This window comes from Pseudoalteromonas sp. GB56 (assembly GCF_054923835.1).
The window spans coordinates 2,993,581-3,007,364 of record NZ_JBPCHK010000001.1 but is presented as its reverse complement, the minus strand read 5'-3'; the positions used below and the strand labels follow the sequence as shown (position 1 = coordinate 3,007,364).

9 protein-coding genes and 5 pseudogenes are annotated in these 13,784 nt (G+C 44.8%); 6 read left to right on the top strand and 8 right to left on the bottom strand.

Annotated features, from left to right (window positions below):
- Positions 1-24 precede the first annotated feature (24 nt).
- The 4 genes and pseudogenes from ACH19P_RS13960 to ACH19P_RS13945 all read left to right on the top strand — a co-directional run bounded on the left by ACH19P_RS13960 (position 25) and on the right by ACH19P_RS13945 (position 3,107).
- On the top strand, positions 25-399 hold the full coding sequence (locus tag ACH19P_RS13960; RefSeq protein WP_462159150.1) for a DUF3718 domain-containing protein: 375 nt from the start codon (positions 25-27) through the stop codon (positions 397-399).
- Positions 400-521: 122 nt separating this feature from the next.
- Positions 522-1,151 carry a uracil phosphoribosyltransferase gene (gene upp / locus ACH19P_RS13955; RefSeq protein WP_462159149.1) on the top strand — a complete coding sequence of 210 codons (630 nt, stop codon included), beginning with the start codon at positions 522-524 and terminating at the stop codon, positions 1,149-1,151.
- Positions 1,151-2,385: pseudogene (locus ACH19P_RS13950) on the top strand (uracil-xanthine permease family protein). The gene upp and the pseudogene ACH19P_RS13950 overlap by 1 nt, the downstream one beginning before the upstream one ends.
- Before the next feature lie 161 nt (positions 2,386-2,546).
- The gene (locus tag ACH19P_RS13945; protein WP_462159148.1) at positions 2,547-3,107 is read left to right on the top strand and encodes a phosphoribosyltransferase; all 561 of its coding nucleotides are present in this window, start codon (positions 2,547-2,549) and stop codon (positions 3,105-3,107) included.
- 291 nt (positions 3,108-3,398) lie between these two features.
- Here the strand turns inward: ACH19P_RS13945 and ACH19P_RS13940 are convergent.
- Positions 3,399-4,050 (bottom strand): annotated as a pseudogene (locus ACH19P_RS13940) (Crp/Fnr family transcriptional regulator).
- A gap of 258 nt (positions 4,051-4,308) precedes the next feature.
- On the opposite strand from ACH19P_RS13940, the gene ACH19P_RS13935 reads away from it, so the two are divergent.
- Complete coding sequence (locus ACH19P_RS13935; protein WP_462159147.1) at positions 4,309-4,548, top strand: uroporphyrinogen decarboxylase; 240 nt, start codon at positions 4,309-4,311, stop codon at positions 4,546-4,548.
- Here the strand turns inward: ACH19P_RS13935 and ACH19P_RS13930 are convergent.
- Positions 4,518-6,185, bottom strand: a complete 1,668-nt coding sequence (locus tag ACH19P_RS13930; RefSeq protein ID WP_462159146.1) for an amidohydrolase — start codon at positions 6,183-6,185, stop codon at positions 4,518-4,520. The two genes, ACH19P_RS13935 and ACH19P_RS13930, sit on opposite strands and share 31 nt — an antisense overlap.
- Before the next feature lie 82 nt (positions 6,186-6,267).
- Between ACH19P_RS13930 and ACH19P_RS13925 the strand changes: the two genes are divergently transcribed.
- On the top strand, positions 6,268-7,308 hold the full coding sequence (locus tag ACH19P_RS13925) for an energy transducer TonB (protein WP_462159145.1): 1,041 nt from the start codon (positions 6,268-6,270) through the stop codon (positions 7,306-7,308).
- A gap of 61 nt (positions 7,309-7,369) precedes the next feature.
- Here the strand turns inward: ACH19P_RS13925 and ACH19P_RS13920 are convergent.
- The 6 genes and pseudogenes from ACH19P_RS13920 to surA form a co-directional block, all read right to left on the bottom strand.
- Positions 7,370-9,386: pseudogene (locus ACH19P_RS13920) on the bottom strand (HAMP domain-containing methyl-accepting chemotaxis protein).
- Between the two features lie 106 nt (positions 9,387-9,492).
- The gene (locus ACH19P_RS13915) at positions 9,493-10,308 is read right to left on the bottom strand and encodes a symmetrical bis(5'-nucleosyl)-tetraphosphatase (protein ID WP_462159144.1); all 816 of its coding nucleotides are present in this window, start codon (positions 10,306-10,308) and stop codon (positions 9,493-9,495) included.
- A gap of 6 nt (positions 10,309-10,314) precedes the next feature.
- The gene (apaG, locus tag ACH19P_RS13910) at positions 10,315-10,704 is read right to left on the bottom strand and encodes a Co2+/Mg2+ efflux protein ApaG (RefSeq protein ID WP_347393854.1); all 390 of its coding nucleotides are present in this window, start codon (positions 10,702-10,704) and stop codon (positions 10,315-10,317) included.
- A complete protein-coding gene (gene rsmA, locus ACH19P_RS13905) occupies positions 10,688-11,494 on the bottom strand; it encodes a 16S rRNA (adenine(1518)-N(6)/adenine(1519)-N(6))-dimethyltransferase RsmA (protein WP_462159143.1) in 807 nt (268 codons plus the stop codon). Before rsmA ends, apaG begins: the two co-directional genes overlap by 17 nt.
- Positions 11,491-12,484 (bottom strand): annotated as a pseudogene (gene pdxA / locus ACH19P_RS13900) (4-hydroxythreonine-4-phosphate dehydrogenase PdxA). Before pdxA ends, rsmA begins: the two are co-directional and overlap by 4 nt.
- Positions 12,485-12,489: 5 nt before the next feature.
- Positions 12,490-13,783 (bottom strand): annotated as a pseudogene (gene surA / locus ACH19P_RS13895) (peptidylprolyl isomerase SurA).
- Position 13,784 lies beyond the last annotated feature (1 nt).

The window sequence follows — 13,784 nt, the reverse complement described above, 5'->3', positions numbered from 1 at the left end:
AAAAAGTATTAAAGGGTGCAACTAATGAAATTATTATCCGTGGCTATCGCATCGGCAGTGTTGGCAGGCAGTGTTTTATACACGGCTCCAGCGAGTGCTAATGACCGCTTGGCAGTGAGTATTTGTGAGTACATTGCTGCTAATGATAAAAATCGATTACGTAAAACTTTGGGCGACGCACGTATCAAACTTCGTGATATTGCAGACAGCGTTCAATGTAATGGTAACAATCTTGTGCGTCACGCCTTGGCTAGCCAAGCTGTGGATACAGGTGAGTATATTATTAAAAGCTTGCCAAAAAGCTCCCTAGAAGACGGTGCAGACCTTAATTGGGCCACCAGTAATGGTTATGGCGACTCTCCTCTAGTAGCAGCTATTAAAGAGCGCGCGGGCCTATAACCGCATTAAAATTGTAAAAACCACGGTAATTACCGTGGTTTTTTTGTTTTCGCTTTTATTTCTAATTCAGTTCCCGCCCTATACTAGTTAAAATAGCGCAAATATTTTAACTAGGCTTATCTATGGCAATTCACGTAATCGATCACCCTCTCGTACAACACAAGCTTGGCTTAATGCGCCAACAAGGTATCAGCACAAAAAGTTTTCGCGAGCTTTCATCGGAAGTTGGCACATTGTTGACATATGAAGCGACAAAGAATTTAGAGTTAGCAGATACAACAATTACAGGTTGGCAAGGAGATGAGCTGACAGTAAAGAGTATTAAAGGGAAGAAGATTACTGTTGTGCCAATATTACGTGCCGGTTTAGGCATGCTTGATGGTGTGTTACATCTCGTACCTGGTGCAAAAGTAAGTGTTGTTGGTTTAGAGCGAAATGAAGAAACACTCGAGCCAGTGCCATATTTTGAGAAATTAGTCGGTAATATCGACGAGCGCCTGAGCTTGGTTATTGATCCAATGCTAGCAACCGGTGGCTCAATGATTGCGACGTTGGATATGTTGAAGAAGGCTGGCTGTAAACATATCAAAGTTATCGTGCTTGTTGCAGCGCCTGAAGGCGTAGACAAGACCTTAGCAGCCCACCCAGATGTTGATATTTACACCGCTTCTTTAGACAGTCACTTAAATGAAAAAGGATACATTGTGCCAGGATTAGGCGACGCGGGTGACAAAATCTTCGGTACTGTTTGATGAGCGCTGCGTTTTCTCCCAAAACAATCTTAACCGGGGCACAAATGCTGTTTGTAGCCTTTGGTGCTTTGGTATTGGTCCCTTTGCTTACGGGCTTAGATGCGAATGTTGCGTTATTTACTGCGGGTTTAGGAACCTTGGCATTTCAGTGGATTACCCGTGGTCAAGTGCCTGTGTTCTTGGCATCTTCATTTGCGTTTATTGCGCCTATTATCGCGTGTAATCAACTTTATGGCACTGCGGCAACAATGGGGGCATTAATGGCAGCAGGCGGCGCCTACATGGTATTGAGCGTGTTAGTACGTCTAAAGGGGACTGACATGCTACACCGCGTACTTCCACCGGTAGTCGTAGGTCCAGTGATAATGGTGATCGGTTTGGCTTTGGCTCCTGTTGCAGTAAACATGGCGATGGGTAAAAGTGGCGATGGCTCAGTACAGTTAGTGGCTTATGACCATGCTATTTGGATTTCAATGGCAGCATTGTGTGCAACACTATTAGTTGCAGTGTTCGGTAAGGGAATTTGGCGATTAGTGCCTATTCTTGCTGGCGTATTCGTAGGCTACATAAGTGCATTGTTCTTGGGTGTCGTGGAATTTAACGCTGTACAAGAAGCATCTTGGGTTGCAGCTCCCGCATTCACCGCCCCTGAGTTTAAGTGGCAAGCGATCGCATTTATGATACCTGTCGCGATTGCCCCGGCAATCGAGCATATCGGCGATATGATGGCGATAAGCCATGTTACAGGAAAGGATTTTCTTAAAAAGCCGGGTTTGCACCGTACCTTAATGGGCGATGGTATTGCGACAACACTCGCTGCCAGTGTGGGTGGTCCACCCAACACCACTTACTCAGAGGTTACAGGGGCTGTGATGTTAACCAAAAACTTTAATCCACGCGTAATGACATGGACAGCTATCATTGCTGTGGTACTTGCCTTCATCGGTAAGATGGGAGCTGTACTACAAACTATCCCTGTACCTGTGATGGGGGGATCATGATTTTGCTATTCGGTTCGATTGCCGTTGTGGGTTTAAAGACGTTATTCAAAGCGCATATTGATGTCAGTGAGCCACGTAATCTCGTGATAATTTCGTTGATCCTTGTACTGGGCATCGGCGGAATGCAAATTGGCGGCAATGAGTTTGCACTCCAAGGTGTGAGCCTTTGTGCTATTTTTGGTATTTTACTAAACCTCATTCTTCCACCTGTAGAAGCAGAACTGAAGGACTAACCAGCTTGCTCTGAGTCTTCAAATGCACAGGCATTCAATTTTAAAAAGACATTAGAGCAATTAGTCCAGAAATAAGGTAAGATCGGCCGCCTTCGACCATCGTGAGATGGCGGTACCGATCACTGAGGCATTTCAGCCGTATTAATATTAGGGGCAATCCTATGTCAGATAAGCGTTATATTACCGCACAGCAATTACTGGAAGACTCGTTCCGCGTAGCGGCGCAAGTATACGAAGACGGCTTCCGTCCAGACTTCATCATTGGTATTTGGCGCGGTGGTGCACCTATTGGTATCGCAGTGCAAGAGTATTACGATTTTAAAGGTATCGAAACAGACCACATTGCAGTTCGTACCTCATCTTATTATGGTATTGGTCAACAATCTAAAGAGATCAAAGTTCACGGTTTGCATTACATCATTGAAAATGCGAACGCTGACAACTCTTTGCTTATTGTTGATGACGTGTTTGATTCTGGTCGCAGTATCTATGCATTAAAAGAGAAGCTTTCGGAACTGATGCGTTTAAACATGCCTAAAGATGTGCGTGTAGCCTGCCCATATTACAAGCCGAAGAACACTAAAGTACCGATGAAACCAGACTACTACATCCACAATTCAGATGAGTGGTTGGTGTTCCCGCACGAATTATCAGGTTTAACACCTGAAGAGCTACAAGAGGGCAAGTCTGATCTTGCCAATATCAAGGATTTGTTTATCTAACCAATTCACTTTAGAAAAGCAGCATTCGCTGCTTTTTTTATGCCAAACCAATGCGCGTAATTAAGTGATCTATTTTGAACCCTCAAAATGATTAAGTATTTTTGCGAATTGGTATCATACCAATCCGCTTAAGGATGTGATCCTATATAGCGACAGAGCTATGGCGTGCTAGTAAGGCGGAATTTTTTGTATGTAGTGATTCTACATAGAAAAATTTCAACGCAGTTAGCGTGTCATTGAACTCGCTAGGTTGAGCAGATATTTGTGCGGGCTGGTATTAGGCCAGCTAGCTCAGATAAAGCTATCAACAAACTCACTCAACGCCTCTTCGTCTATGGTTTGTAAGCCGTCTTTTGAGCGAACAATCAGCCCTTTGTCCACAAGCTCAGTGACTACACGACGATAAGCACGCTCTGTTGTGGCAAAACGCTCGGCCTCGGCACTGACAGTAGGGTAGGCACGAAGTAACGTTGGATTTGTATTTTGCGCCCTCATGAGACAATCTTTGGCAATATTGTAACTAAGCGGTAGAAGCAACTTGTCTAAGTTTACCTTCTGATTTTCTTGGAACTTTGCTGCAATCGTTTGCGCTGTGTACAAACTCAGCTGTGGGTTTTCCAATAGTACTTGGCGCCAATGTTTCAATTCAATTAAGTCATAGCTGACATCACTAAAACACGTCACCGTATAAATACAGGGTTGGTTATTAAGCGCTTCGATTTCACCAATTAGGGTATTGTTGCAGTCTAATTGACCCAGCAGAAGGCGTCGGCCATTACCTACGTCATAGCTGAATGACACAGTACCACTGCGCACTAATACAAGCTTCTGCAATGGCTGATTCTTGGTGAAGTAAAACTTCTTTTTTTTCTTGTTGGTAATGGTTGCCAGTGAACTTGAGAAGTTGCTCAACGAGATCGGTCGAAAAATGATACTGAAACATTGTCAAAGCCTGCTGGGACAATTGTCCTTTTTGTTACAACTACATGACGCTAGCATGACACTCTAGCGTGTTTTTACGTCAATTCGCACATAAATGCAGGGCTTTCCTTAAGGGTAACCTTTCCCGTGTTTACTGTGTCGGTTTATTGCCTAGCGGTGTGAATTGGCTTTTTTATTATCATAGTCCGCTTAAACCCAGTGTATAACTGGTAATTTACAGCGGTTTATTAATGCTAACTGAAACAGAAGGAGAGGACAAATGAGTTGGGAATATTTAGGTTATTTCGCTTCAGCTTTATTGGTTACTTCTCTGGCGATGAGTGATGTGTACAAACTGCGATGGTTTAATCTTGCCGGGTGTGTGGCATTTACTTTTTATGGGTTAGCTATTGAAGCTTGGCCAGTGGCGTTAACCAACGCGCTGCTGGCGTTGGTTAATTTATACCACTTACACAAATTAAAGCTTACTCATTGCGACGCTGGGGCATCGCGCTCATAACGCTTAGTTCCCCCCAGCCAAGTTTGTAATACCTGTGTTTGCCAAATATCTTGAACCGGTGCGCTGATGATATCCGTGTCCACCAAGATAAAGTCAGCCCACTTACCTTTTTCAAGACTGCCTAATTTAAACTCCTGTTGCGCGCTGTAAGCGGCATCCAGGGTAAAGGCACGGAGTGCTTGTTCGCGTGTGAGCAATTCTTCTGGTCGCCATCCTGCTTCTGGTTGACCTTGATGGTCTTGACGGGTAATCGCGCTGTAAAGACCATGAAATGGATTAGCCAGTTCAACAGGAAAGTCTGAACCCGCAGCGACCCGTGAGCCCTGTGCTAAGAATGTTTGCCACGCATATGCGCCTTGTAATTGCGTATCTGTTAGGCGTTGCTGGGCCATATGCATATCTGATGTCGCGTGCACAGGCTGCATTGATGGAATGATCTTAAGCTCTTTAAAACGAGGAATATCACTGGGATCGACAATTTGTGCGTGTTCTATACGATTACGCAATAGCTTGCCGCCAGTACTTTTAAACACCGCTTCATAGGCGTCGAGCACTTCTCTATTCGCACGGTCACCGATAGCATGGGTATGTGCTGCGAAACCATGGGTAAAACACAGTTTAAAGATATCTTGAAGCTGCTCTTGGCTCTCTAGCATCAAGCCTTTGTGGCCTTTTCGATCAGCATAATCTGCCAACAAAGCAGCCCCTCTCGAGCCTAGTGCGCCGTCTGCATACACTTTGACGCTGCGTATCGACAACATGTCTTGGTTATCGTGAACCTTGCCTGCTTTGAGCATGGATTCTAGTTGCGGATCTGCGGCACTGAGCATGGCATAAATGCGCACGGGTAGTGTGTCTTTTTCTGCGCGGTCTTTATACAGTTGCCAAGTATCTCTATCGATACCTGCATCATGAGCACTGGTTATGCCCAGACTCAATAGATGCTCACCCGCTTTATCTAAAGCAGTGGACAGACTCTTCATGGAGGTTTTGGGGATGGCCGTAGTAATTAAGTTTTCAGCTTTATCAATAAATACACCCGATGGCATACCATTTTCAGTGCGAATAATTTCACCACCATCAGGACTTTGAGTGTCTGATTTTAACCCTGCAAGTTCCATCGCTTTGCTATTTACCCACACTGCATGACCATCAATGCGCGATAATACAACAGGCTTGTCGCTGACATATTTATCTAAGTCTTTTGCGGTAGCGAATTCTTTTACTGGCCAGTTTTCTTGGTTCCAGCCGCGGCCAATGATCCACTCTTGGTCAGCGTGTGCCGCGAATGTTTTGAGTTTTTCGCCGATTTCCTCAACGGAATTTGTGCCGCGAAGGTCAAGACGCATCAAGTTTTGCCCAAGTCCGATAATATGACCGTGGGCATCTATTAGGCCAGGAAGAAGCACTTTTCCTTGGCCGTCAATGACCGTTGCATCAGGATAGCTGCTAACAAGAGACTCAGTGCCGCGGTTGATCACCCGACCATCTTTAAACACCAGAGTTTGAAATTTTGCTAAGTCTCCGTTGTTTGTAGGGGTGTACCCATTTATATTATGCACTACTGTAGTGTTGGCCCAGATTGATAATGGCGCGAGTGCAGTCGCCATAACTAATGCAAAGAGCTTGTTTTTCATATTATTTTCCTTATTAGCAAGCTCAAATGACTGTAGCAAAGAACTGGGCTATAGGACAAACTCAAATCGACAAAGGTCAAGGATGAATAGACGTAAAATCATTAGCACACTTCCCGTGATTGCCCTACTAGGTGGCTATACAACGGCGCTCGCTGCAAACGAAAGTACACCTGCAAAACTGATTAAGGCGTGGCCAATAAAGCCATTCGACAGAGTCGATGGTTCTCGTACCGAAAGCTGGGCAAGCTTGTCTTTTGTTATAGACAAACAAGGGGAAGTCACTGATGTTGAGGTGTTGTCTCATTCTGAAGTGAGGTTTGATGCGGACGACTTCGAGCGGTTAATCAAAATGTGGCAATTTGAGCCTGCGATGTTGAATGGGGAACCCATTGAAGCTTCGTGGTTGCGTACCGTGCAAAGAAAGAAGATGTTTGATGGCGTTGATAATGGCACGATTAAAAGGGGCTTTTTATCTATAGGGGAACAGATTCAAACTGCACTCTCAGATAAAGATTTCAATGTGGTACGAACACTTTTGAATAAGCTCGATGAACACACTAAGAATAATGCCGAACAATCTTTAAATCATTGGTTCAAAACGCAATACTATTATTTCGTAGAGGATTGGCATCAATATGGGCATCACTTGCAGAGCGCTTATGCGTTGAGTAAAGAGCTGCCTACAGAGTACCGAATCAAGCTTCATCAAAACACCTTACACTGGTTTATGTATACGCGTGAATACCTCAATGCTAACACTGTGATTAACTCATTCTATGGCTTAGGAGACGTTAATATGGATGAAGCAATATTGCATAAAGCTAAAAAGCAAGTCATCCAAGAGTTGAATGCAAGCCCTGAACTGCACTACAGCTATGCGTTAGAGCCCAATAAATCAAAGTTATTAGGGCTTAGTCGCTACCGTGTTCAAATAAAGACACAAGAACCATTAGCGAAGGCCCAGCTAAGGTGCAGGTACGGTGTTTTTGATGTGCCACAAGTTGGTGTCAACACTTATGCCGTTACGCAAACTGAAGCTAACGTGCGTTGTGGATTGTTGATTAAAAGTGAGATAGCGCAACACGTTGAGATTGAGCAAACGGGGCAGGCGACACGCCTTTAGTTTTTGTCGTTAATTTTAAAAAAAAGGCCGCGTGATGCGGCCTTTGCTGTTTCTGTGTCTATTACACTTTGAAGCGATCGACTGATTGGCGTAACTCCTCAGCCAGTTTTGCCACCTCAGAGCTCGATTCAGAGGTTTGATTCGCACCTTCTGCAGTTTGCTCTGCAATAGAAACAATCTGCTCCAAGCGCTCACTGATCTCCTGTGACACTTGTTGCTGTTCCATCGCGGCAGAGGAAATCTGCTCACTGACGTCATTCGCTGCTGCAACTGCGTTGGTGATTGAGTCCAGCGCGGCACTGGCGTGCTCACTTTGTTCCACACATGATTCAGCTTGCTGACGACCCTTGGACATCGCTTCAACGGCCGCCTGTGCGCCATTTTGCAGTGATTGAATCATATTTTGAATCTCTTGTGTCGACTCTTGCGTCTTGCTTGCAAGTGAGCGCACCTCATCCGCTACCACAGCGAAACCTCGGCCTTGTTCACCTGCACGTGCTGCTTCAATTGCCGCGTTGAGTGCAAGGAGGTTTGTTTGCTCAGCGATGCCACGAATCACATCAAGAATGCCACCGATAGAGGCGCTGTCTTGATGTAACTGGTTGATAACCTGAGATGCGTTATCTACTTCGATAGCCAGTTGTTCAATGGTCGCTTTATTTTGATTAGAAATGCCTTTGACGCGATTCGCTTCGCTATCCGCATTTTTTATTTCATTCAGTGCAAGCTGCGCGCTTTCATTAACCGCTTGTGATGTGCTGCTCATTTCAGTCGTTGCTGTGGCCGCTTGTTCTACTTGCGCACGCTGAGACTGAATAGCTTGGCTTGACTCAGTTGTGATAGTAGATGTTTGTTCAGAAGCTGCAGCAAGTTGGGTTGAACGTGAGATAATGCCTTGAATCAACTGACGTAGACTGTCGATTAGGGTATTGCAGCTTTTCGCAAGCTCGCCAAATTCATCTTGAGCAGTGTCGTCTAGTCGCTGTGTCATATCGCCAGAAGCAACAATATTCAGCACACGGTTCACTTCGCTTAGAGGCTTAGTAATACGGCTCACTGTAAAGAAGGCCACGATAATCGCGATGATAGTCGCCAAAATCATACCTAACCAAGTCCATAAATTTGCTTTACTTACGTCTTTACGTACACCTTGCTGCTGGGCAAATGCCATGTCTTTCACTTGTGAAACAAGCGTTGTTAATGAGGCTAATGCTTTGTCGTTAGTTGCTTCAGAAGACGCTAGGTTTGCTTTGGTTTTCTCAATTGTAGCAAGTAGTTCAGCTTTGTTATTCGCTAACGAAGTAGAACCTTTCACTGTGTTTGTAATGGCGCCAACATAATTGGTTAAATCATCTAATAAGCCAGAATCTTTTGCTGCAACAGCGGGGCCAATTAAGGCCATAGAGCGTTCTAATTCGCCCAAATAAAACAATTGATCGTTTTTCACAATGTCTAGGGTTTGTGCATTGTTAACTGTCAGAATGTCATTGCTGGTCGTTGCTATTGAAGTAAGGTTGTTCTCGAGTTGTGTGACTGCTTGATAGGCACGAGCATCGTCTTGCTCAAGACCGTCTAGAATCAGAAATGTCGAGCACAACTGATACTGCATCTTCAACGTTCAAATCGATGGTGTCGAATTGTTCACGTAGCGTTTTTCTTAGCGTTAAGGCACGGCTCTTATTACTAAACAGCTGATCGACCTGAGGTTCAAACTCGGTGTAGGCTTTTTCAACGCTGCTGGCCATGTTTGCGAGCTTGGCTTCGTTTTGCACAACAGTTCGCAATTCAGACATCGACTTATCAAACGCTTTTTGCTCTTTTCGGTACTTTTGCTCAAGCTCAGTGAGTTCCGCAGCGTCATCGCTGTAATAAGCACCAATTGCCGCTTTACTCATCAAAGTGAATTCAATCTGTAATTCAGAACTTTTTTCTAAAGCAGGTAATGATAATTGATTTACGCTTTGCGTAGAGTTATCAATGTTGGCGATACGGATCAGTGAATTGCCGCCAATGGCTAGCAGCAGTAGGGTGATGAAAATAAAACCACCCCAGATACGTTGACTCACAGTAAGCTTCATAGAGTTTCCTAACTACTTATAATTACGTAACTTATCGACCAATGGCCGGAAAAGTTAAGGCATCTATTGATAAAATGTAACAACTTTTTGCAACATTCGCAGCTAATTACGTTGTAATTCTGCTTGGCTCTAATACTTTACTCTTGGTTTTGAGGTTCATGCAGGTCATAGCCCCTCCCCAAACACATCCAGTATCTAACGCATAAAGTCGTTGTCTTCCTGTTTGTCCTTCTAATGCCGCCCAATGTCCGAATACGATGTCGAAATCATCATTCGCCCGATGGGGGTGATTAAACCAGGGCAATAAACTATCACACTGGCTTGGTGTCCCTTTTTCCTTTAAATTTAATCTACCTTGCTCGTCTACAAAACGCATTCGAGTAAAGCTATTGATAGTATAGATAAACTTATCCATCTCGCTGTCGCTTTCTTGCCAAACAGCGGGGGTATTTTGATACATATTGGCAAAATAGTAGTGCGCATCTTCGCCTTGATAGCATTTTTGCGCTTTTTTTGCCCACTTTAAACCTTGTTTTAAAGACCACATCGGTGACAATCCTGCGTGGCTGATTAACGTGTTGTGCTTTTCCAACCACACCGCGAGGGGTTGCTGTCGAAGAAATAAAAGGAGCTCAGCTTTGTCTTGTGCGGCAAAAATTGGCCCGAGTTTGTCTTTTGGATTCGGTTGCTTATTTAGAGATGCCGTTGCCAGTAAGTGTAAATCATGATTACCCAGCGTTATGGTTACTGCGTGCGCCATATCGTAAAGGCGACGCAAACAAGACAGCGAGTCAGGTCCACGAGCAACGATGTCACCGACGCAATAAAGATGATCTTTGCTGGGATTAAAGTCGATACGCTGTAACAGCGCATCGAATTCTTGATAGCAACCTTGAAGGTCACCAATAGCGTATTTTGCCATGGTATTTTAGTGCAGAATATTTGGACAGCTTAAGCGAAAAACATCAATGGGTGCTTGAAACTCATTGCCGAATTCACTGCGCATCACATAATAACCTTGCATTGTACCTACCGGCGTATCGAGTACAGCTCCACTGGTGTAACTGTAACTTTCGCCGGGGCCAATAATTGGCTGCTCGCCGACAACACCTTCGCCTTCTACTTCCACTTCTTTGCCATTTGCATCGGTGATCAACCAATAACGGCTGAGCAATTTAGCGCTGCTTAAACTGTGGTTTTTAATCGTAATGTTGTAAGCAAATACGTATTTATCTTTTTCTGGCTCAGACTGGCCTTCAACATAAAACGTCTCAACCATAACTTTGATGGCTGAGTCTGAACTACTGCTTGTTGTCATATAACCAATTCGCGATATCGATAAATTGTTTCAAACTAAGGCTTTCGGCACGAACACTTGGGTCGATGCCTAATGCTTCCAACTGCGAAGCATCCAGTAAATTGGCTAAGCTGTTTCTTAACGTTTTGCGACGTTGGTTAAACGCTTCTAAACATACTGTGTTTAACAATTTAGTGCTTTTAGCTGTGCGTTGATCTGGGTTTTTAGGCACCAATCTTACAACTGCTGAATCGACTTTAGGCGCCGGTTTAAAGCAAGTCGGTGGCACTTCAATGACTGGGATGGCATGGCAATAATACTGTGTCATCACGCTTAAGCGCCCAAATGCTTTGCTGCCTGGTGAAGCAACCATTCTATTCACAACTTCTTTTTGCAACATAAAATGCATGTGTTCAACGTCATCTACGTAGTCAAACAAGTGGAATAACAACGGCGTTGATACGTTGTAAGGCAAGTTACCAAAAATCTTTAGTTTCTTGTCGCCTTTAAGTAAGCTCGAGAAGTCGAACTTCATGGCATCACCCTGATGCACCGTTAATTTTGGTGCCATAAATGGGTGATGGATTAATCGCTCTGCAAGGTCTTTATCGAGCTCAACCACCGTCAGATGGTCAGTCAGCTCGGTTACAGGCTCAGTGATTGCACCCAAACCTGGACCAATTTCAACCAAGTTATCACCCACACGCGGGTCGATAGCGGTTACGATTTTGTCAATAATGGTGTCATCATTGAGGAAGTTTTGCCCGAAGCGTTTACGCGCTCGGTGCCCTAAGTGTACTTTATCTGTCATTGTCTCTGCGCTTTTTTGCTTGCCAGTTTGATCGCCTCACTCAAGGCGACTCTAAAACTGCCAGCATCAGCTTGGCCTGTTGCCGCTAGATTCGAGTGCTGTACCGTGATCTACGGAGGTCCGGATAAATGGAAGGCCAAGGGTGATATTAACTGAATTACCAAAACCCTTATATTTTAACACAGGTAAACCTTGATCGTGATACATTGCGAGCACGGCATCCGCATCATTGAGGTATTTATCTTGGAATAGGGTGTCAGCAGGCAGTGGGCCCACTAAATTCATGCCTTGTGCATTCAACGCGTCAAGTGTCGGTGTAATTACATCGATTTCTTCACGACCTAAATGACCACCTTCACCTGCGTGTGGGTTCAAACCACAGACTAGAATGCGTGGGGAGGCCAAACCAAACTTGGTGCGTAGGTCATGATCAAGAATACCAATTACTTTTTCAAGACGTTCAGGCGTAATGGCTTTGGCCACATACGCCAGCGGAATGTGAGTAGTAACGAGTGCGACACGTAGACCCTCAGTAGCCAGTAACATCACTACATCAGGGGTATTGGATTGCTGAGCAAAATACTCAGTGTGACCGCTGAAGGAAATCCCCGCTTTATTGATAATACCTTTGTGTACAGGGCCGGTGACCACCGCATCAAAAGTCCCATCCATGTTTTTTTCACAAGCGATGCGCAAGGTGTCGAGCACGTACTCGCCATTTTGCTCATTCAATTCACCTGCGACGACCTCAGTCGCTAGATCAACTTGATGCAAATACAAAGTGCCAGGTGGCGTGGGTTGTGCATCTGCTTGGTCATCAAATGGAACAAGCGTCAAATTTAACCCTAAAACAGCTGCGCGTTGACGTAATAATTGCGCATCAGCAATCGCAACCAATTGCGCATCCCAACCAGATTGCGCTAACTCGATAAGTAAATCAGGGCCAACGCCTGCCGGCTCACCCGGTGTGACTGCGATACGCATTGTCATAACTGTTATTCCTCAGCGAAAATATCGATGTGCGCTTGCTCACGTATTTCCTGCTGGAACGCAAAGCTTTCTTCTTTGAACTTACGGTTGTACAACATTTGTTGCGCGCGGTTTCGTTTCGCCAAATCCGTTTTGTCGGCTACTCGCTTGTCCAATAGCTGTACAATGTGCCAGCCGAATGTTGAACGAAACGGCTCACTGATTCTCATCTTTTTCGAGAGACATAAGTGTGTCACGGAAGGCGGGTACATAAGTCGTTGGATCCGTCCAATCGTATTCACCCCCTTTCAGTGCAGAACCAGGGTCCTCTGAGTATTCTTTTGCAAGCTCAGCGAAATCTGCCGACCCTGCTCGTAAATCTTTAACAAAGCCTTCAAGCATTGAACGTGCTTTGTCTTCGCTTAAGATAATGGATGGCTTAAGTAAGATATGACGAGAACGAACTTCTACAGTCTCTACAACTTGGCGACCACGTACATCTTGTACTTTGATGATGTGAAAACCCGCGCCACTGCGCAGTGGACCGATAACGTCATCTTTCTTCTTACCTTTTACAGCTTCAGCAAAAAGTGATGGCATTTCGTTAGTACTCATCCAACCGAGTTGGCCACCGTCCAGTGCTTTTGAACCGCTCGAAGAAGCAATGGCAATGCGCTTAAATTCTTGGCCTTCACCCAACATCTCAATGACTCGGGTCGCACGATCTTGCGCACTGGCAATTTCTTCTGCAGTCGCACCGCTTGGAATATCGATAAGAATATGGCCGATGTCGTACTCTTCACTGTTACCACCTTGCTGATCCATGATTTTCAGCAGGTTATCAATCTCTTGTAAGCTGATATAAATACGACGGTCGACATTCGCACGCAGTACCTGTTGGGTCGTGATTTCTTTACGCATGTCTTCGCGGAATTGCTGAAAATTCTCACCAGAAGCTTCGACAGAGCGACGCATATCGGCGATAGTACCGCCTTGCTCACGCGCCATATTGGCAAGTGTGCCATCTAATTGACCATCCGAAATATCCATACCCATACGTTCTGCCATTTGCAGCAATAAGGTTTGTTCAATCAAACGTTCAATTGCTTGCACACGAAGTGCACTGTCGCTTGGTAATTCTTGGCCGCTTAGTTCGGCTTGCGCTTTAACGCGATTAACGATGGTGTCAACTTCACTTTGTAGAATCACACCTTCGTTTACGATACCAACTACTTGGTCAATCATTTGTGGTTTTGCAATTGCGCTTTGGCATAGGCCAAGGGCAAGTAAACTGGTAGCTAAAATCTGTTTTAAATTCATA